Genomic DNA, 19,553 nt, shown 5'->3' with positions numbered 1-19,553 from the left:
CGGGGTGCCCTCTATGGTGTGCCCATGGACACACCCACGCCGCCCCGTCCCACCGGGTCCCACACGACCCGGACCCCGGCCCGGCCACGGCTGCGCCGCTTCGTCCGCGAGTTCTCCTATCCGCACGGCATCCACCCGGCCCTCGTGCCGGGCGTGTCCGTGGAGGACCGCCGGGTGCGCTACGGCGTGGACCGGGTGATCCTCGCCGTCGTCGGCCTGCTGGTGGTCGGCTTCGTGGTGTGGGGTGTGCTGCAGCCGGACGCCGTGCTGGCCGTCTCGAGCGCGGCCCTCGACTGGGTGATGGTCCACGCCGGCTGGCTGTTCGTCCTGCTGGCCATCGGGATGGTGGTGTTCCTGCTGGTCCTGGCGTTCTCCCGGTACGGCGAGATCCCGCTGGGCCTGGACGGGGAGAAGCCCGAGTACTCCACGGCGAGCTGGTCGGCCATGCTCTTCGCGGCCGGCATCGGCATCGGCATCATCTTCTTCGGCCCGTACGAGCCGCTGACCTACTACCTGGCCCCGCGCCCGGGGGCGTACGAGGCGGGGAGCGAGGAGGCGGTGACGGGCGCGCTGGCCCAGGCCGCGCTGCACTGGGGCGTGAACGCGTGGGCGATCTACGCGATCGTCGGCCTGTCGGTCGGCTACGTGTCCTACCGCCGGGGCCGGGTGCCGCTGATGAGCTCGATCATCGCGCCGCTGTTCGGCGACTCCCCGCGCAGCGACTCGGTCGGCGCGCGCCTGATCGACGGGCTCGCGATCATCGCCACATTGTTCGGCACGGCGGCCTCGCTGGGCATCGGCGCCCTGCAGATCGGCCGCGGCGTGGAGATCGTCTCGGGGTGGTCGGCGCCGGGGAACACGGTGGCGCTGGGGATCATCGTGGTGCTCACGATCGGCACCATCGTCTCGGCGGTGTCCGGTGTGGCCCGCGGCATCCGGTGGCTGTCCAACATCAACATGCTGCTCGCCCTCGGCCTGGCGCTGTTCTTCTTCGTCGTCGGCCCGACGGCGTTCCTGCTGAACATCGTGCCCGGCGTCCTGATGGACTACGTCTCCTCCGCCCCGGACGCCCTCGGCGCCTCGATGGCCGAGGGGGAGGACATGCAGGAGTTCCTCTCCAACTGGACGATCTTCTACTGGGCGTGGTGGGTCAGCTGGGCCCCGTTCGTGGGCGTGTTCATGGCGAAGATCTCGAAGGGCCGGACCATCCGCCAGTACGTCCTCGGCGCCCTGTTCATCCCGGCCGCGGTGATCGTGGGCGCGTTCACGATCATCGGCGGCACCACCATCTGGCTGCAGCGGACCCGGGGCTCCTTGGCGCCGGACGGCACGGCCGCCTCGCTGCCTGCGCCGGCGGAGATCTTCTGGGTGGTCCTGGACCAGCTGCCCGGCGGCGGGCTGGTGGCCCCGGTCGTGATCGTCATGCTGGCGGTCTTCTTCATCACGACGGCGGACTCCGCCTCGATCGTGAACTCGCAGCTCTCGCAGCGCGGCGACCCGGCCCCACGCCGCATGATCACGGTGTTCTGGGCACTGTGCATGGCGGGCATCGCCGTCGTGATGCTGCTGACCGGCGGCGACACCGCGCTCACCGGCCTGCAGAACCTCATCACCATCACGGCGCTGCCGTTCACCGTGGTGCTCGTCCTCATGGCGGTCGCGCTCCAGCGCGAACTGGCCAACGACCCCTTCGCGATCCGTGACCGGTACCAGAGGGCCGCCGTCGAGAAGGCGACGGTGCGGGGCCTGGTGGAGTACGGGGACGACTTCGCGTTCACGGTGGAGCGCACCCCACCGGGCAGCTGGTACGCGGCCGGCGAGGGGTTCGACTCCACCGCCGCCGAGATCACCGACTGGTACCGCCGCACGGACGAGGACGGGAACCCCGTGGACTACGACTACGTGCTGGGCGAGTACCTGGACGAGGGGGACGGGGACGGCCCGGACGGGCCCGCCGGAGCAGGCCCGTCCGGTCGCTGACTCAGGCGCGCGGCGTCGGGGAGCCGACGAGCTCGGCGCGGGAGTCGGCGGTCGCGTGGGCGCGGGCCTCGACGATCTCCTCCTCGTCCTCGCCGAAGATGTCGCCGCGCGGGGCGTCGTAGCGGTCCCGGTCGAGGATGCCCTCCTGGGAGGCCACGAGGGCGGGGATGAGGGCCTGGCCGGACACGTTGAGGGCGGTGCGGCCCATGTCCACGATCGGGTCGACGGCCAGGAGCAGGGCCATGCCCTCGAGGGGCAGCCCGGCGGTGGACAGCGTGAGCGTGAGCATCACGGTGGCGCCGGTGGTGCCGGCGGTCGCGGCCGAGCCCAGCACGGACACGAGCGCCACGAGGGCGTACTGGCTCAGGCTCATCTCGATCCCGTAGAACTGGGCGATGAACACGGCGGCCACGGCCGGGTAGATCGCGGCGCAGCCGTCCATCTTGGTGGTGGCGCCCAGCGGGACGGCGAAGGAGGCGTAGCCGGTGGGCACGCCGAAGTTGCGCTCGGCCACCCGCTGGGTGACGGGCAGCGTGCCGAGGGAGGAGCGGGAGACGAAGCCGAGCTGGAACGCCGGCCACACGCCGGTGAAGAACTGCTTGACGGAGAGCCCGTGCAGGCGCGCCAGCAGCGGGTACACCACGAGCATCACGAGGGCCAGGCCCACGTAGACCGCCACCACGAACTTGGCCAGCGTGCCCATCGTGGACCAGCCGTACGAGGCCACGGCGTTGCCCAGCAGGCCGATGGTGCCGATCGGTGCCAGGCGGATGATCCACCACAGCAGCTTCTGGATGATCGCGAGCACCGAGCGGGAGAACGTGAGGAACGGGGCGGCCTTCGCGCCGACCTTGAGCGCGGCCACGCCCACGACGATCGCGATCACGAGGATCTGGAGCACGTTGAACGTGGGGGAGGAGGCCAGCGCACCGTCCTCGCCCGCCGTGGTCTTGACGGTCAGGCCGAGGAAGTTCGCCGGCACCAGGGAGGTCAGGAAGTCGAGCCAGCCGACGTCCTTGGCCTGGTACGACGCCGGCGCGGTCTGGCCGGTGCCCACGCCCGGCTGCAGCACGACGCCGACGGCGAGGCCGATGAGCACCGCGATCAGGCTCGTGATGGCGAACCACAGCAGGGTCTTGGCGGCCAGGCGGGCCGCGTTGGTCACCTGGGCCAGGTTGGCGATGGAGGCGACGACGGCGAAGAAGACCAGCGGGACGACCGCGGCCTTCAGCAGGCTGATGTAGATGCTGCCGACGGTGGCCAGCGTCTCGCCGAGCCAGGTCGGGTGCTCGGAGGTGTGCCCCGTCGCGCGGGCGATCAGGCCCAGGACGAGGCCGAGGACGAGGGCGGCGGCGATCTGCCAGCCGAAATTCGACGTCCAGGCGGGGAGCCGACGTCGGGGCGCCGGTGCGGGGGAGGACTGTGCGGTGCTCATCCGGGGAGGTTAGGCGGTCCATTACCACGACGCCGAAACGGATTGCGCCATGTGACGTGGTGGTGACGTCCGTCTCGCCCCCGCGTGGCCCAGCGCGGGGGTCCTGTGACGTGGCCCGCACCCGGGTCGCCGGTTTGGCCCCCGGGCATAGAATCGCGGAAACACCCGTCCCGAAAGGCCCCTTCGTGACCATCACCAGCACCGGTCCCAGCCCCGAGCCCGTCCACTCCTCCTCGGATCCCTTCGGCTTCTTCGGCCTCACCTATGACGACGTCCTGCTGCTGCCCAACGCCACCGACGTGATCCCCGCGGACGCGGACCCGGGCACCCGGCTGACCCGCAACATCCGCTTGAACATCCCCATCGTCTCCGCGGCGATGGACACCGTGACCGAGGCCCCGCTGGCCATCGCCATGGCCCGCCAGGGCGGCATGGGCATCATCCACCGCAACCTGTCCATCGAGGACCAGGCCCGCCACGTGGACACCGTGAAGCGCTCCGAGTCGGGGATGATCAAGGACCCCGTGACCATCGGCCCCGACGCCACGCTCGCGGACCTGGACGAGCTGTGCGCCCAGTACCGCGTCTCGGGCCTGCCGGTGGTGGCCGAGGACATGACGTTGCTGGGCATCATCACCAACCGCGACACCCGCTTCATCCCGCGCGAGGAGTGGGCCACCCGCACGGTGGACACCGCCATGACCCGCATGCCGCTGGTCACCGCGCAGGAGGGCGTCTCGCGCGCCGAGACGATCCGCCTGTTCTCCCAGAACCGCGTGGAGAAGTTGCCGCTCGTGGACGATGCGGGCCGCCTGACCGGCCTGATCACCATCAAGGACTTCGACAAGGCGGAGCAGTACCCGGACGCCGCGAAGGACGACGAGGGCCGCCTGCGCGTCGGCGGCGCCGTCGGCTTCTTCGGCGACGGCTGGGAGCGCGCCATGGCGCTCGTCGAGGCGGGCGTGGACGCCCTCGTGGTGGACACCGCGAACGGCCACACGCACGGCGTGCTGGACATGATCGCGCGCCTGAAGAAGGAGAAGGCGGCCGCGCACGTCGACGTCATCGGCGGTCAGGCTGCGACCTACGCGGGCGCCAAGGCGATCGTCGACGCCGGCGCGGACGCCGTGAAGGTGGGCGTGGGCCCGGGCTCGATCTGCACGACCCGTGTGGTGGCCGGCGTCGGCGTCCCGCAGATCACCGCCATCTACGAGGCGGCCAAGGCCACGCGCCCCGCGGGCGTCCCGCTGATCGCCGACGGCGGCCTGCAGCACTCCGGTGACATCGGCAAGGCCCTCGTGGCCGGCGCCGACTCGGTGATGCTCGGCTCCCTGCTGGCGGGCACCGCCGAGTCCCCGGGCGACCTCGTGTTCTACCAGGGCAAGCAGTTCAAGACCTACCGCGGCATGGGCTCCCTGGGCGCCATGCAGACCCGCAACGGCACGCGCTCCTTCTCAAAGGACCGCTACTTCCAGGCGGACGTGCCGGACGAGGACAAGCTGATCCCCGAGGGCATCGAGGGCCAGGTGCCCTTCCGGGGCCCGGTCGCCTCGGTGGTCCACCAGCTCGTGGGCGGCCTGCGCCAGACGATGTTCTACACGGGCGCGTCCACGGTGGCCGATCTCAAGGAGAACGGCCGCTTCGTGCGCATCACCGCGGCGGGCCTGAAGGAGTCCCATCCGCACGACATCATGATGACCGTCGAGGCCCCGAACTACCGTTCGCGCTGACCCGCACGTCGGGTCCGGGGGAGCCCCGGACGGGGGCGGCGCCGACGACACGGTCGGCGCCACCCCCGTGGCGCCTGGGCTAGGCTGGCCCGGTGACGAACCAGATTGAGATCGGCCGCGGCAAGCGCGGCCGCCGGGCCTTCTCCCTCGACGACGTGTCCGTGGTGCCTGCGCGGCGCACCCGGGATCCCCAGGACGTCAGCCTCACGTGGCGCATCGACGCCTACACGTTCGACATGCCCGTGATCGGTGCGCCCATGGACTCCGTGATGAGCCCGGAGACCGCCATCGCGATGGGGCGGCTGGGCGGTCTCGGCGTCCTCAACCTCGAGGGCCTGTGGACCCGCCACGAGGACCCGCGCCCGCTGCTCGAGGAGATCGCCGCCCTCGAGGCCGGCCCGGCCGGGACCGAGGCCACCCGCATGCTGCAGGAGGCCTACGCGGCCCCCATCCGCCCCGATCTGATCACCGAGCGCCTCGCACAGATCCGCGAGGCCGGCGTCGTCGTCGCGGGCTCGCTGACCCCGCAGAACACGCAGGAGTTCTACCGCACCGTCGTGGCGGCGGGCGTGGACCTGTTCGTCATCCGCGGCACCACCGTCTCGGCCGAGCACGTCTCCTCCACCCAGGAGCCGCTGGACCTCAAGCAGTTCATCTACGAGCTGGACGTGCCCGTGATCGTGGGCGGGGCGGCCGGCTACACGCCGGCCCTGCACCTGATGCGCACCGGCGCGGCCGGCGTGCTCGTCGGCTTCGGCGGCGGCGCGTCCACCACCACGCGCCGCGCCATGGGCATCCGTGTGCCGATGGCCACGGCCATCTCGGACATCGCCGAGGCGCGCCGCGACTACATGGACGAGTCCGGCGGCCGCTACGTGCACGTGATCGCCGACGGCGGCGTCTCCACCTCGGGGGAGATCGTCAAGGCGATCGCCATGGGCGCGGACGCGGTCGTCCTGGGCGCCGCCCTGGCCCGCGCCACCGACGCCCCCGGCGGCGGCTGGCACTGGGGCCTCGAGGCCGTCCACCCGGAGCTGCCGCGCGGGCACCGCACCCACGTGGGCCAGGTGGCTCCGCTCGAGGAGGTCCTGTGGGGGCCCGGCCGCCACGCGGACGGCACGTCCAACCTGATGGGCGGTCTGAAGCGTGCCATGGCCACCTGCGGCTACACCGAGCTCAAGGACTTCCAGAAGGTGGAGGTCCTCGTGACCCCCACCCAGACCGTCTGATCCCCGCCGCCGCGTGGCGGCACCCCGACCGGAAGAGTTGATACGGCGTGCTGCGCACCGCCCTCAAGCCCGTCTGGCTGGCCACCCTGGTGCTGGCCCTCGTGGCGGCCGCGGTCTTCGTGGCGCTGTCCAAGTGGCAGTTCGAGTCCGCGGAGACGAATGCGCCGCCGCCGCGCACCCAGACCGAGAACGCCGTGCCGTTCCTGGAGCACGTGCGCCCCTACGAGGCCCTGCTGGGCTCGCAGGCCGACCAGGTGGTCACGGTCGAGGGGGAGTTCGTGCCCGGCACGGACGTCCTGGTCGGCCCGCGCCTGCTGAACGGCCGCGACGGCTACTGGACGGTCACGGCCCTGCGGGTGGCCGGCGCCCCGGACGGCGAGGTCGTCCCGGTGGTCCGCGGCTGGTCGGCCGACGCCGACGTCGTGGACCCCGCGCCCGCCGGGCAGGTCACCGTCACCGGGCGCCTGCTGCCCCCGGACGGGCCCCTGCCGCGTGAGGCCGCGGCCGAGGACACCGCCGACCGGCTCCTGTACCGCAGCCTGGCCCCGGCCCAGCTGGTGAACGTGTGGGACGAGCCGTCCTACGCGGCGTACGTCGCGGCGTTCGAGATGGCCGACGCCGCGGGCGCCGAGACGGGCGCGGCCGGCCCCGGCGGGCTCGAGCCGGTGTGGGTGGCCCCGCAGCCGGAGGAGACCCAGATCATCTGGCTCAACGTCTTCTACGCCGTGGAGTGGATGCTCTTCGCCGGCTTCGCCCTGTTCCTGTGGTGGCGGTTCGTCCGCGACGACCACGTCCGGGACGAGCACGAGCGCCGGCTCGACGAGGAGTGGGCCGCGCAGTGGCGCGCCGAGGAGCTCGAGCGGCGCCGGGCGGCCGCGCGCGAGGCCAAGGAGCGGGCCGTCGCGGCACAGTCCGCGGCGCACCCACGCCAGGACCACGACGACGACGGGGCCGCGCGCCCCGACCCCCGCGACCCGGGCCCCCGTGGGCCCCGAGAGGAGCAGAGCCGATGAGCACCCAGCACCCCGGCCCCCAGCCGGTGGACCCGGCGAGCCTGCCGGATCCCGAGGACATCACGGAGGCCGACCTGCCCGAGCCGCCCCCGCGGCCAGGCCGGGAGCATCGCCGTTTCGCCGGCACCCAGCAGCAGATCCGCTCCGCCACCCGCCTCTACGTGGTGTGCGCGTGGATCACCGGCATCATGCTCCTGCTGCTCGTGGCGGAGATGGTGCTGAAGTACGGCATGCACGTGGAGCTCTACGCGGGCGGCACCACCCTGGACGGAGAGGCCAACGGCCTGGGGCTGCACCCCACGGACAGCGTGACCGGGGGAGTGAACCTGTCCCTGTTCATCCTCATCGCCCACGGCTGGATGTACGTGGTGTACCTGCTCGCCTCGTTCCGCCTGTGGTCCCTGATGCGCTGGGAGCCGCTGCGCCTGCTGGCGATGGCCGGCGGCGGCGTCGTGCCGTTCCTGTCCTTCGTGGTGGAGAAGCGCATGACCCGCGTGGTCCGGGACGAGCTGCACCGCTTCCCGGACGCCGCGCGGCGCTACTGAGCGCCTCGACTATCCTGGACGGGTGACGCAGAATGCCCCCCACCCCGACACCCCCGCCCCGCTCAGCGACGTGATGCCCACGGTGCTGGTGCTGGACTTCGGCGCCCAGTACGCACAGCTCATCGCGCGTCGTGTGCGCGAGGCCAACGTCTACTCCGAGGTCGTGCCCGCCTCCACCCCGGCGGCGCAGATCCTGGAGCGCAAGCCCGCGGCGCTGATCCTCTCGGGCGGGCCGTCGTCGGTGTACGAGCCCGGCGCCCCGCAGCTGGATCCGGCGCTGCTCGAGGCCGGGGTGCCCGTGCTGGGCCTGTGCTACGGCTTCCAGTCGATTGCGCACGCCCTCGGCGGCACCGTGGCCAAGACCGGCACCCGGGAGTACGGCTCCACCCGCCTGGACTCGGTGGACGCCGACTCCGTGCTGTTCGCGGGCCAGGACCTCGAGCAGGTCGTGTGGATGTCCCACGGGGACGCCGTGACGCAGGCGCCCGAGGGCTTCGCCGTGACGGCCTCCACCGCGGGCGCCCCCGTCGCCGCGTTCGAGGACCGCGAGCGCCGCATCTTCGGCGTGCAGTGGCATCCCGAGGTGGGCCACTCCTCCCACGGTCAGCGGGTGCTCGAGCAGTTCCTGCACGTGGGTGCGGGCCTGGGCGCGGACTGGACGGCCAGCGGCGTGATCGAGGAGCAGGTCGAGCGCATCCGCGAGCAGATCGGGGACAAGCGGGCCATCTGCGGCCTGTCCGGCGGCGTGGACTCCGCCGTGGCCGCGGCCCTCGTGCAGCGCGCCATCGGCGACCGCCTCACCTGCGTCTACGTGGACCACGGCCTCATGCGCGAGGGCGAGTCCGCCGAGATCGAGCAGGCGTTCGGCGAGGCCCACGGCGGCGCCCGCCTCGTGATGGTGGACGCGCGCGAGGACTTCCTGTCCGCGCTGGCCGGCGTCACCGACCCCGAGGCCAAGCGCAAGATCATCGGCGAGCGGTTCATCCGCACCTTCGAGAAGGCGCAGGCGGACATCGTCCTCGAGTCCGAGCACGACCCGGACGCCACCGAGGTCCGCTTCCTCGTGCAGGGCACGCTCTACCCGGACGTCGTCGAGTCCGGCGGCGGGGACGGGGCGGCCAACATCAAGTCCCACCACAACGTGGGCGGCCTGCCGGACGACATCGAGTTCGAGCTGTGCGAGCCGCTGCGCGAGCTGTTCAAGGACGAGGTCCGCGCCGTGGGCGCCGAGCTCGGCCTGCCCGAGGGCATCGTGCACCGCCAGCCGTTCCCGGGCCCGGGTCTGGGCATCCGCATCATCGGCGAGGTCACCCAGGAGCGCCTGGATCTGCTGCGCCGCGCGGACGCGATCGTGCGCGCCGAGCTCACCGCGGCCGGGCTGGACCGCCAGATCTGGCAGTGCCCGGTGGTGCTGCTCGCGGACGTGCGCTCCGTGGGCGTGCAGGGTGACGGCCGCACCTACGGCCACCCGGTCGTCCTGCGCCCCGTCACCAGCGAGGACGCCATGACGGCGGACTGGGCGCGGATCCCGGACGACGTCCTGTCCCGCATCTCGAACCGCATCACCAACGAGGTCGACGGTGTCAACCGCGTCGTGCTCGACGTGACCAGCAAGCCGCCGGGCACCATCGAGTGGGAGTGAGCGGCGCGTCCGGCGCCGCATCCGGCCGCCCCTGACCGGGGCGGCCGTCCGCACGAAGACCGCCTGGACCCAGGCGACGGAGGAAGGACCGCACGCACGTGACCGAGCAGGAGTTCCCGCGCCTGGCCCGCGCCCGCGCCGCCGCACGCCCCGACGAGGGGCAGACCCGCCCCGACCCGGCCGCCTGGGTGTCCTCCCTGGGCTCGGGCGCCGAGAACGACACGATGCTGCGGTTCGCGCCCTCGGCGGCCAACAGCATCGACCTCACGGAGGCGAACTCCTCCGGCGTCTCGCAGCTGCTGCTGGGGCGGCGCACCCGCCTGTCCACCCTGCTGCCGGCCGGCCCGGAGCTGGACGCGGCGCACGAGGTCTCCCTCGGCCTGCGCGCCAAGGTCCGCGAGCTGGCGGAGGAACGCGGCATCGACGTCGGCGCGCTCGCCGTGGGCGTGGCCACGTGGACGGCCGAGGAGGACGGTCGGCGGGAGCGCCGCTCCGCCCCCGTGCTGCTGGCCCGCGTGGCCCTGACGGTGCGCCGCGGCGCCCGGGGCCGGGACGAGCTGGAGGTCCAGATCACCGAGCCGGCCCGCCTGAACCCGGCGCTCGTGCGGAACCTGCGCCGGCACCACGGCATCGCCCTGGACCCCGAGGCGTACCAGCAGGCCGCCTACGCCACGGCGCGCCTCGAGCCCGCCCCCGCGTTCGCCCGCCTGCGCGAGGAGACCGCCGCGATCGCGGACCTGCACATCCAGGATTGCCTGCTCGTCTCCACGTTCGCGGACCTCGGCGAGACCGCCTCCCTGCCCGCCTCCCTCGAGGATCTGCCGGTCGTGCAGGCCCTGTACGACGCCGGGACCGGCATGGTGCCCCGCCCGGCGGCGCTGCAGCCCACGGGCGCGCCCGCGGAGGATGACGTCGCCCCGGCGGACGAGCGCCTCGTCGTCGACGTCGACGCCGCCCAGGCACGCGTGCTCGAGCACGCCGCGGCGGGGGAGTCCCTCGTGGTGGCGGCCGCCCCCGGCACCGGGCAGACCCAGACCGCCGCCGCCCTGGCCGCGCGCCTGGCCTGGGAGGGTCGGCGCGTGCTGGTCGTGGCCGAGCGCTCCGCCGCCCTGGCCGACGTGCTCGACCGCCTCGAGGAGGCGGACCTGCGCTCGATCGCGCTGGACGTGCCCGCCAACGCGGACCCCGAGCTGCTCCGCCGCCAGCTCGTGCAGGCCGTCCTGCGCTCCGAGCGGGCCGTGGACCCCGACACCGCCCGGGACGAGGCCGCCCTGACCGAACGACGGCGCCGGCTGCAGGAGCACGTCGGCTCACTGCACCACGTCCGCCCCCGCTGGGGCTGCTCGCCGTTCCAGGCGATGCAGGCCCTGGCCGCCCTGACCGGGCTCGAGACGCCGCCGGCCACCACCGTGCGCCTCAAGCGCTCCGTGCTGGACTCCACCGTGAACCGGCAGGCCGTGGGCGAGCAGCTCGTGCGCGCCGGGGAGCTCGGCGCGTTCTCGGCCGCCGCCACCGAGAGCCGCTGGTTCGGCGCCCGCGTGCGCAACGTGCAGGAGACCGAGGCCGCCTCGGAGCTGGCCGACGAGCTGGCGGCCGCCCTGCACACCACCCGGCGCGCCGTGGACACCGCCGCCGCCCAGGCCGGCCTGCGCCCCGAGCGCACGGTGGCCGGCTGGGCGGAGCAGGCGGACCTCTACCGCCGTGTGGCCCGCACCCTCACCGAGTTCACCCCCGAGGTGTTCTCCCTCGACGTGCCCCAGCTGGTCGCGGCGACCGCCACCAGCTCGTGGCGGCGCCTCCACCTGGTCGAGATGTCCTCGGTGACCCGGTCCCGCCTGCGCCGCGCGGCGAAGGACGCGGTCCGCCCGGGCGTGCAGCCCACGGACCTGCACGGCGCCCTCGTGGACGCCGCCGCCGTCCTGGAGGACTGGAACCGCCACGCCGCCGAGCCGGGCACGCCCCCGCAGGTGCCGGACCAGGGCGAGCACGTGATGGGCCAGGTCGGCCAGGTGCGCGAGCGCCTGCGCCGGCTCGAGGGCGTCCTCGCCCCGGAGGCCGTGGCCGAGGCGCCCTTGGAGGAGCGGGACGTGGACGACCTCGTGGCCGCCGTCGACGGGCTCGTGGCGGACCGCGACACCCTGGCCACGCTGCCCGAGCGCACCCTCGTGCTGGACAGCCTGCGCGACCACGGCCTGGCGGAGCTGCTCGAGGACCTGCGCGACCGCGAGGTGCCCACCGAGGCCCTGACCGCCGAGCTCGAGTTGGCGTGGTGGCAGTCCGCGCTCGAGGCGATGATCTCCGGGGACGACTTCCTGGCCATGATGAGCGGCACGGACCTGGCGGAGGTCGAGCGCGGGTTCCGCGACCTGGACCGCGCCCATCTCGAGCGCGGCGGCGCCCGGCTCTCCGCCGCGCTGGCCGCGCGTTGGCGGGAGGCGCTGCGCACCTATCGCGCGGACGCGGCCGTGCTGCGCACCCTGCTCAAGCAGGGCAGCCCCACGGTCGAGTCCCTGGCCACGATCACCCCCGAGCTCCTGCAGCCGCTCGTGCCGGTGGTCACCACCTCGCCCATGGCCCTGTCCGAGTTCCCCCCGGAGTGGCGCGCCGACGTCGTCGTGCTGCTGGAGGCCGACGCGACCGCCCTGGCCACCGCGATGGGCGCGCTCACCCGCGCCCCCCAGGTGGTGGCCCTCGGCGACCCGGTCATCGGGCGCCCGCAGTCGTTCCAGGTGTCCGTGGACCCGACGGCGACCGCCGGGCCCCTGCGCCCGCTGCGCTCGGCCCACGACGCGCTGGACGAGGTGCTGCCCACCCTGCCGCTGCGCACCGTGCACCGCCCCCTCGAGCGGCGCCTCGTGCGCCTGCTCTCCGCGCTCGCCTATGACGGCGCCCTGGACGCGCTGCCCACCGCGGGCGAGGCCACCGGCCGGGATCGTGCCGTCACGGCCGAGTACCTGCCCGAGGGCACCGGCATCCCGATGACCGGCGGCGACGTGGTCGAGTCCACGAACGCCGAGGTCGCCCGCACCGTGGAGCGCGTGTTCGAGCACATCCGCGACCGGCCCGAGCAGTCCCTGGCCGTGGTCACGGTGTCCGAGCAGCACGCCCGCAGGGTGGCCGCCGCCGTGCAGGCCACGGCCGCGCAGGCGCCGTGGGCCCACGAGTTCCTCGCCCGCGGCCGCGGCGAGGACGCCGCCGACGCCGAGCCGTTCGTGATCGTGCCGGTCGTGCGCGCCGCCTCCGTGGTGCGTGACGCCGTGATCCTCACCCCCGGCTACGGCCGCACCCCGCACGGCCGCGTGGTGCACCACTTCGGCGCCTTCTCCGACCCGGACGGCGAGCGCATGGTCACGGTCGCGCTCACCCGGGCACGCCGCCGCCTGCACCTCATCTCCGCGCTGCGCGCCGCGGACCTGGACGAGGACCGGCTCGACGGCGGCGCCCTCTGGTTCCTGCGGCTGCTCGAGGCCTACCTCGGCGAGGACGCCGCGGATCCGGTGGGCATGGTGGGCGACCCGCTGCTGGCCGATCTGCGCGACCGTCTCGAGGAGCACGGCGCCCGCGTCCTGCCCCGCTACGCCGGCGTCATGGACCTGGCCGTGCTCGATCCGCGCGCGGACCGGGACGAGGCGCCCCGTCCGCTGGCCCTGGCCGGCGACGGCGGCGAGGTGTACCGCGCCCTCACGGTGCGGCAGCGCTCGCGGACCCTGCCCGAGGGGCTCGAGGCCCGCGGCTGGGAGCCCCGGACCCTGTGGGCGATCGACGTGTTCGCGGACCCGGAGTCCGTGGCCCGGGAGCTGGCCGACCGGCTGGGCGTGGAGCCGGCGGACGAGACGGACGAGACCGACGACGATGTCCGCTGACGGCGCGCCGCGCCGCCGCGGCCCGCGCCGGGCGGACGCCCCGGGCACCGGCCCGGCAGCCGCCGACGGCCGCGAGCCGCGCCTGCCGGGGATGCCCCGGCTGACCGGGCAGGCCGGGACGTCGCCGGCGACCGCGCCGACCGGACATGAGGCCGGGGTCGAGATCGGCGCGGCCGAGGCCGAGCACGACCGCTGGCTGCGCGAGCAGCGCCCGCCCCACTGGGGCTGAGCCGGCCCGATCCGGCCGGGTCAGTCCGCGGGGGCGGAGGACGAGGACGACGTCGAGGACGTCGAGGACCCGGCGGCCGAGTCCGAGGTCGATCCGCCGGCCGAGCCGGTGCCCCCGGTGCCGGAGCGCGAGTCGGTCCGGTAGAACCCGGAGCCCTTGAAGCTCACGCCGACCGAGCCGTACTGCTTGCGCAGGACGCCGCCGCACGCGGGGCACTCGGTGAGGGCGTCGTCGGTGAAGGCCTGGACGACGTCGAAGGCGTGGCCGCAGTCCTTGCAGCGGTAGGCGTAGGTGGGCATGCTCAGCTCCAGCTCGCTCGGGGCGCGCCGGGGCGCGCGGTTCTGGGGGGATCCGACCCCCGATGCTACTCCGCGCCGCGGGCCGGGCTCAGACCCAGCGCAGCCCGGCCGCGGTGACGACGCCGTCCACGGGCCGGTCCGTGGGCTCGGCAGGGATGGCGCCCGCCGGCAGCAGCTCGTCCTCGAACACGAGGGCCACGGTCGGCACGCTCCGCGGCAGCTCGGCGAGGAAGCGGTCGTAGTAGCCCCCGCCCTGGCCCAGGCGCATCCCGTCCTCGGCCACCGCGAGCGCCGGCATGACCACCGCGGTCGCCGCCGCCAGCGCGTCGGTCCCGAGCCGTTCGCCCACGGGCTCGTCCACGGGGGCGTTCGCCGCGCGCGCCGTCGCGACGCCCGGGTGCCAGGAGGCCCAGCTCAGGCGTCGTTCCGGCTCGATCACGGGGACGAGCACCCGCGCCCCCGCGACCAGCAGGCGGGCGCGCAGCCCACCGGTGTCCGGCTCGGTGGCCATCGGCAGCACGGTGGCCACCACCGGGGCGGTCCCGTCCGCGGTCGCCGCGGCCACGCGCGGACCCAGCCACGCCCACAGGTGCTCGACGGCGGCCGCGGACTCGGCGGCGCGGCGCGCGGGGGAGCGGTCGCGGCGGGCGGTGCGCAGGCGCGCACGCAGGGCGGCCTTGGCGTCCACGACGTCGTCGACGCCGGCGACGGGGCCCGTGGCGGCGGGCTCGGGCACGGGAGGGGGAGTGCGCATGTCCCCATGATGCCCGCCGCACCGGTGCCGCGCCCGGCCGCGCATAGGATCGACGCCATGTCCTGGCAGCGTTCCCCCTGGCCCGTGACCCTGCGGCACAGCACCCTCGCCCTGCGGCCGCTGCGGCGGCGGGACCGGGAGGCGTGGGAGGAGCAGCGGGCGCACAACCGGGAGTGGCTGACGCCGTGGGACGCCACGAGCCCCGTGCCGGGCGCGGGCCCGGCGTCGTTCGGGCAGATGGTCCGCTGGCACGGCCGCCAGGGCCGGGACGGCAGCGCCTACACGTGGGGCATGGCCCTCGACGACGACCGCCCGGACCGGGACCGCCTGGTGGGGCTGCTGTCCCTGGGCGGGATCCAGTACGGCTCGGTGCTCTCCGGCTCGATCGGCTACTGGATCGACCGTCGCGAGGCGGGTCGGGGGCTGACGCCGACGGCCGTGGCCATGGCGACGGACTGGGCGTTCCGCAGCGCCGGTCTGCACCGGGTCGAGGTCAACATCCGCCCGGAGAACGCGGCCAGCCTGCGGGTCGTGGCGAAGCTCGGCCTGCGCGACGAGGGCCTGCGGCGCGCGTACCTGCACGTGGACGGCGCCTGGCGGGACCACCGGACGTTCGCGGTGACCGCCGAGGAGGTCCCCGACGGCCTGCTGGCCCGGTGGCTGGCCTCGCGGCCGCGCCCCTGAGGGGCCGACGGGACACGCCGCGTGCGGACACGCCGCGATGGCCGGACCGGTCCGCCCCCGGCGCTAGGCTGACCGCATGGACGAGACCACCGCGCCGACGAGGGCCGTGCAGGCCGCGCTCGACGCGCTGGCCGACGCCCGGGTGAGCGCGTCGCTGGTCATCGTGGCCCTCGTGGCCTTCTTGGCCTGGCGGCTCGTGCTGCGCCGCCATCGTCTCGCGTCCGCCCCCGCCCGCCCGTCGATGCCGAGGTCCTTCATGCACCGCCTGCAGAGCTCGCCCGCCGTCCGTGCCCTGACCGCCCGGTTCTCGGGCCGCCTGAGCGCCGCCGCCGACGCGGCGCGCGCCGCCCGCGGCCGGACCGGCCTGCACATCCGGTGGGGGCGCACGGCGCTGTTCCTCGCCGCCCTCGTGGCCCTGCTCGTGTTCCTCGTGGCCGGTCTCGCCGCGGCGTTCGGCGCGGGCACGCTCGCCCTGGCCGGCTGGTCGCTCCTGTTCGCCGTGGCCGGGCTGGCCGGCCTGCGGGCCCTCGCGGTCCGCGACCGCACCCGTCGTGCCCGGCCCGCCGCCGTCGTCGTCCCGGAGCGCCCCGCCGCCCCGGCGGCCGAGGAGCGGCAGGCCCCGCCCGCGGACCCCGAGCGGGACCGCCGCGTGCTGGAGACCGTGCTGGCCTTCGAGACCGAGGCGCCGCGCCCGGCCGCCGCGCCCGCCGCACCCCGGGTCGAGCCCGTGGTGGTGACCGCCTCCGCCGCCGCCCCCGCAGCGGACCGCGCCGTGACCATCCCCGCGGTGCCGCGCCCCACCTACCTGGACGCCCCGGAGATGGCCCGCCCCCTGCCGGCGCCGCTCGAGACCCCCGCCCCCACCGGCGCGGACACCCGGCCCCAGGACGCCGCGCGCACGGCGGACGATCAGATCAGCGCCGCCGCCGAGCAGGACATCGCCGCCCTGGACCTGGACAACGTCCTGGCGCGGCGCCGGGCCTGCTGAGCCCCGCCGGGCGGCCGCGCCCGTGAGCATCGACCGAGCCGCCGCGCGCCAGGCCGTCCGCGCGTCGGGCGAGCGCTGGCTGCGCACCCGAGCCGACGCCCTGCACCTGCAGCGGGGGGGTCGGCTCGCGCGCGTCCTGGACCTGGACGTGATGACCGGACGCGCGGGCGACGCCCGCGTCCGCTCCCGCACCCTCGTCCTCGCCCGCGACCCCCGGCACCCCGCCGCCCCCGCCACGGCGTGCCCACCCGTCCCGGACGAGCGCGGGATCCTGGAGGACGGTACCCTGTGGTGGTGGGCCCCCGCCGACCCCGTCCTGCCGGGCCTCACGCTGACCGCCGACCCGGACGCGCTCGCGGCCCTGCTCGGCACGGCGCCGGGCCGGGCCCGCCTCACGTGGCGCGGCTACCGGCCGCGGGACCGGGCGGTCCTGGCCGTCGAGGCGACCGGCGACGACGGCGTCCTGGCCCGCACGTTCCTGAAGGTGCTCCCGCCCGCGCGCGCCGCACGGGTCGCCCGGCGGCAGGCCGCCGCGGGGGCGGCCGGGGTGCCGGTGCCCGCCGTCCGCGCGGCGCCGGAGCGCGGGGTGCTCCTGCTCGCGAGCGTGCCGGGCCTGCCCTGGCGGGCGCTGCTGGCCGGGCCCGAGGCCGCCGCGCTCGACCCCGCGCGGGTCGCCGCGCTGCTGGACCGGCTGCCGCCGGTGCCCGAGGAGCCTCCCGGCCCGGCGGGCCCCACGGCCGGGGCGGCCGGGGGCGCCGACGCGGACGACGGCGGACCCGCCGTCCTGCTCGAGCACGCCACGTGGGCCGCCGTCGTGCTGGACCCCGAGGCCCAGGACGAGGCCGCCGCCCGGGCGGACCGGATCCGCGCGGCGCTCGCGGCCGGGGACCCCGGCCCGCGCGTGCCCGTGCACGGCGACCTGCACCCGGGGAACCTGCACGTGGACGCCGCGGGGGAGCGGATCACCGGCGTGCTGGACGCCGACGACCTGGGCATGGGGCACCGCGTGGACGACTGGGCCGTCCTGATCGCCCATCTCGAGGCGGGCGCCGTGGACCTCGGTGCCGGCGGCGCCGCGCTGCGCGCCGTGGCCGCACGGTTCCGGCGCCACGCCCGCAGCGAGGTCGACGAGGTGGCGCTGGCGGCCCGCGTCGCGACCGTGCTCGCCGCCCTCGCGGCGCAGCCGACCGCGCCCCGCGCCGTGCGGTCCGCCCGCCGGGCCGCCGCCGACGCCGCCCTGGCCCGCGTCGGCCTCTGACCCGCGACGGCGGCCACCCCCTCGAGCGGCGGTCAGTCCGCGCCGAGCCCCTCCCGGAGCGCGTCGAGCTCGTCCCGGACGCGCGCGGCGCCGTCGTGGTCCCCGAGGGCGGACAGGCACTGGTGCAGGCCCGTGAGCGCCCCGAGGCGCACGAGCGTGGACTCGGTGGACTCGCACACCAGGCGGAAGAGCGTCGCGGCCTGCTCGGGGCTGCCGTCCTCGGCCACCACGTAGGCGGCGAAGAGCTCGGCCTGCGCGGCGCCCTCGCGGTCCCCGGCGGCGGTGAACAGGTCGGCGGCCTGCAGCGCGGTGGCGATCGCCTCCGGCCCCCGCTCGAGCGACCACAGGGCACGGGCGCGGGTGTCCGTGTAGTCGGCCACCTGCCAGTCGGCGCCGGCGTCCCGCACGAGGGCGAGCGCCTCCTCGAGGAGGTCGAGGCCCTCCGCCTGGCCGGACTCGCACAGCAGGTACCCGTGCGCGTGCAGCGCGGCCGGCAGCACCGCCGGGTCCTCGTCCACCGCCTGGCGCGCGGCCGCGACCGCCCGCTCGAACAGGTCGAGGGCGGAGGGCCGGGTGCGTTCGTCGCGCTCGCGGTTCACGAGGGCGCCGGCGGCCAGGAGCGTGCGCGCGGCGTCCTCCCACTGGCCGTGGGCCTCGAACAGGCCGGCCGCCTCCCGCCACAGGGGCAGCGCGTTCTCGGCGCGGTCCTGGTCGTGGTGGGCGTGACCGAGGTCCACGAGGGCACGGGCCTGCTCGACGTCCCGGCCGTGGGTGGCCTCGCGGCGCACCAGCCGGGCGAGCAGGGGCTCGGCCTCGTCGGCGCGGCCGGCGAGCACGAGCTGGTGCGCCCACCAGTAGCTCAGGCTCGAGGCCTCCGGCGCCTCGGCCTTCTCCGCGTGCACGGAGGCCAGCTCCCACGCGGCCACGGCGACCTCCTCGTACCCGTCGAGGTCGCCGGCCACGCGCCCGGCCAGGGCCGCCGCGGAGGCGGCGCCGCGCCGCAGCCCGACCGAGGCCATCCGCTCCGCCGCCTCGAGCGCCAGGTCGAGGGCCGCCGTCGGACGGTCCAGCTCGTGGGCGGCGATCGCCCGCACCGTGGTGGCGGAGGCGAGGACGGCCCGGGCGGCGGGCAGCGCGGTGACGACGGCGGCCGCCGCGTCCGCCTCGGCGTGCTCGCCCCGCCACAGGTGCAGGCGGGCGAGCAGCAGATGCGCGCTGGACCACGAGCCGGTGGGCAGCAGGGCACCGGCCGCGCGCAGCCCGCCCAGGACGGCGATGACGCGGCGGGCCAGCTCGAGCGCGGCGTCCAGGTCCCCGGTGTGCACGCGGTGCACGGCCAGGGCCAGGGCGGCCTCGGGCAGGACGGTGTCCCCGGGGTCCTCGCCGGGAGCGCCCGGCTCGTCCTCCACGACGCCGGCCAGCACCGCCGCCTCGACCGTGTCCGGATCACGCACGAGGGCGGCACCGAGCTGGGATTCGAGCCCGGCCTGCCGGGGCCGGCCGAGGTGGCGCAGCAGCGCCGCCCGGGCCTCCACCCAGCGGGTCAGGGCGGCCTCGTCCCCGACCTGGCCCGCGGCGACCGCGAGCGCCCGCAGCAGGGCGAGGCGGACGTCGTCCTGGCCGGGCACGAGCGCGGCGAGGCCGGAGTCGGCGAGGCGGGCGGACTCCCGGGGCTCGTCGCGCAGCGCGGCCTCGAGGGAGAGCTCCCACCAGCCGCGGGCGTCCAGGGCGGTCGGGGCGTCGGGCGCCGCGGTGACGCGGGCCTGCCGGAGCAGGGCGTGCACCCGGTCCAGGGCGGCGTCGACGGCTGGCTCCACGGGGCCGCCGGAGGGGTCGTCCCGGCGGGGCGGGTCCTGCGGGGTGTCCACGGGCGCTGCTCCTTCCGGGGGTGGGACGGGTGGTCC

Annotated in this window: 15 protein-coding genes; 11 read left to right on the top strand and 4 right to left on the bottom strand. The window is 75.7% G+C overall.

Going from position 1 to position 19,553, the window contains the following annotated elements:
* The first annotated feature begins 24 nt into the window (after window positions 1-24).
* Window positions 25-1,980 carry a BCCT family transporter gene (locus ACFI33_RS01080; protein ID WP_127435088.1) on the top strand — a complete coding sequence of 652 codons (1,956 nt, stop codon included), beginning with the start codon at window positions 25-27 and terminating at the stop codon, window positions 1,978-1,980.
* A 1-nt stretch (window position 1,981) separates the two neighbouring features.
* Here the strand turns inward: ACFI33_RS01080 and ACFI33_RS01075 are convergent, their stop codons facing one another.
* The gene (locus tag ACFI33_RS01075) at window positions 1,982-3,415 is read right to left on the bottom strand and encodes a dicarboxylate/amino acid:cation symporter (protein ID WP_127435087.1); all 1,434 of its coding nucleotides are present in this window, start codon (window positions 3,413-3,415) and stop codon (window positions 1,982-1,984) included.
* A gap of 185 nt (window positions 3,416-3,600) precedes the next feature.
* On the opposite strand from ACFI33_RS01075, the gene guaB reads away from it, so the two are divergent.
* From guaB to ACFI33_RS01040, 7 genes are all read left to right on the top strand, one after another.
* Window positions 3,601-5,145, top strand: a complete 1,545-nt coding sequence (guaB, locus tag ACFI33_RS01070; protein WP_127435086.1) for an IMP dehydrogenase — start codon at window positions 3,601-3,603, stop codon at window positions 5,143-5,145.
* Window positions 5,146-5,237: 92 nt separating this feature from the next.
* Window positions 5,238-6,374: a GuaB3 family IMP dehydrogenase-related protein gene (locus tag ACFI33_RS01065; protein WP_036317609.1), complete on the top strand. Its 1,137-nt coding sequence runs from the start codon at window positions 5,238-5,240 to the stop codon at window positions 6,372-6,374.
* 47 nt (window positions 6,375-6,421) lie between these two features.
* On the top strand, window positions 6,422-7,387 hold the full coding sequence (locus tag ACFI33_RS01060) for an SURF1 family protein (RefSeq protein ID WP_462623651.1): 966 nt from the start codon (window positions 6,422-6,424) through the stop codon (window positions 7,385-7,387).
* Entirely contained in the window at window positions 7,384-7,932 is a 549-nt protein-coding gene (locus ACFI33_RS01055; protein ID WP_036340922.1) for a DUF3817 domain-containing protein, read from the top strand. The genes ACFI33_RS01060 and ACFI33_RS01055 overlap by 4 nt, the downstream gene beginning before the upstream one ends.
* 22 nt (window positions 7,933-7,954) lie before the next feature.
* Window positions 7,955-9,574, top strand: a complete 1,620-nt coding sequence (gene guaA / locus ACFI33_RS01050) for a glutamine-hydrolyzing GMP synthase (RefSeq protein WP_153239438.1) — start codon at window positions 7,955-7,957, stop codon at window positions 9,572-9,574.
* Between the two features lie 98 nt (window positions 9,575-9,672).
* The gene (locus ACFI33_RS01045; protein WP_101965832.1) at window positions 9,673-13,437 is read left to right on the top strand and encodes a DUF4011 domain-containing protein; all 3,765 of its coding nucleotides are present in this window, start codon (window positions 9,673-9,675) and stop codon (window positions 13,435-13,437) included.
* A complete protein-coding gene (locus tag ACFI33_RS01040; RefSeq protein ID WP_101965831.1) occupies window positions 13,427-13,666 on the top strand; it encodes a hypothetical protein in 240 nt (79 codons plus the stop codon). The genes ACFI33_RS01045 and ACFI33_RS01040 overlap by 11 nt, the downstream gene beginning before the upstream one ends.
* 20 nt (window positions 13,667-13,686) lie before the next feature.
* Here the strand turns inward: ACFI33_RS01040 and ACFI33_RS01035 are convergent, their stop codons facing one another.
* The gene (locus ACFI33_RS01035) at window positions 13,687-13,965 is read right to left on the bottom strand and encodes an FmdB family zinc ribbon protein (RefSeq protein WP_041104378.1); all 279 of its coding nucleotides are present in this window, start codon (window positions 13,963-13,965) and stop codon (window positions 13,687-13,689) included.
* A gap of 88 nt (window positions 13,966-14,053) precedes the next feature.
* The gene (locus ACFI33_RS01030) at window positions 14,054-14,719 is read right to left on the bottom strand and encodes a 5-formyltetrahydrofolate cyclo-ligase (RefSeq protein ID WP_462623649.1); all 666 of its coding nucleotides are present in this window, start codon (window positions 14,717-14,719) and stop codon (window positions 14,054-14,056) included.
* Window positions 14,720-14,776: 57 nt separating this feature from the next.
* Between ACFI33_RS01030 and ACFI33_RS01025 the strand changes: the two genes are divergently transcribed.
* The 3 genes from ACFI33_RS01025 to ACFI33_RS01015 all read left to right on the top strand — a co-directional run bounded on the left by ACFI33_RS01025 (window position 14,777) and on the right by ACFI33_RS01015 (window position 17,649).
* Window positions 14,777-15,403 (top strand): GNAT family N-acetyltransferase, encoded by a 627-nt coding sequence (locus tag ACFI33_RS01025; protein WP_036317850.1) that lies wholly within the window; start codon window positions 14,777-14,779, stop codon window positions 15,401-15,403.
* A gap of 76 nt (window positions 15,404-15,479) precedes the next feature.
* Window positions 15,480-16,391 carry a hypothetical protein gene (locus tag ACFI33_RS01020; protein ID WP_101965829.1) on the top strand — a complete coding sequence of 304 codons (912 nt, stop codon included), beginning with the start codon at window positions 15,480-15,482 and terminating at the stop codon, window positions 16,389-16,391.
* 22 nt (window positions 16,392-16,413) lie between these two features.
* Entirely contained in the window at window positions 16,414-17,649 is a 1,236-nt protein-coding gene (locus ACFI33_RS01015) for a phosphotransferase (RefSeq protein ID WP_462623648.1), read from the top strand.
* Between the two features lie 32 nt (window positions 17,650-17,681).
* Here ACFI33_RS01015 and ACFI33_RS01010 read toward each other — a convergent pair whose 3' ends face one another.
* A complete protein-coding gene (locus tag ACFI33_RS01010; protein WP_462623647.1) occupies window positions 17,682-19,517 on the bottom strand; it encodes a hypothetical protein in 1,836 nt (611 codons plus the stop codon).
* Between the last annotated feature and the right edge of the window lie 36 nt (window positions 19,518-19,553).

It is taken from the genome of Micrococcus sp. PSi08 (assembly GCF_054960655.1).
This window is presented reverse-complemented; position numbering and strand designations above follow the sequence as displayed.

Bases quoted from the DNA above. Each gene is read 5' to 3' on its own strand.
- ACFI33_RS01080 (WP_127435088.1), top strand. From the start codon at position 25: ATGGACACACCCACGCCGCCCCGTCCCACCGGGTCCCACACGACCCGG.
- ACFI33_RS01055 (WP_036340922.1), top strand. From the start codon at position 7,384: ATGAGCACCCAGCACCCCGGCCCCCAGCCGGTGGACCCGGCGAGCCTG.
- ACFI33_RS01020 (WP_101965829.1), top strand. From the start codon at position 15,480: ATGGACGAGACCACCGCGCCGACGAGGGCCGTGCAGGCCGCGCTCGAC.
- ACFI33_RS01075 (WP_127435087.1), bottom strand. From the start codon at position 3,415: ATGAGCACCGCACAGTCCTCCCCCGCACCGGCGCCCCGACGTCGGCTC.
- ACFI33_RS01030 (WP_462623649.1), bottom strand. From the start codon at position 14,719: ATGCGCACTCCCCCTCCCGTGCCCGAGCCCGCCGCCACGGGCCCCGTC.
- ACFI33_RS01025 (WP_036317850.1), top strand. From the start codon at position 14,777: ATGTCCTGGCAGCGTTCCCCCTGGCCCGTGACCCTGCGGCACAGCACC.
- ACFI33_RS01035 (WP_041104378.1), bottom strand. From the start codon at position 13,965: ATGCCCACCTACGCCTACCGCTGCAAGGACTGCGGCCACGCCTTCGAC.
- ACFI33_RS01040 (WP_101965831.1), top strand. From the start codon at position 13,427: ATGTCCGCTGACGGCGCGCCGCGCCGCCGCGGCCCGCGCCGGGCGGAC.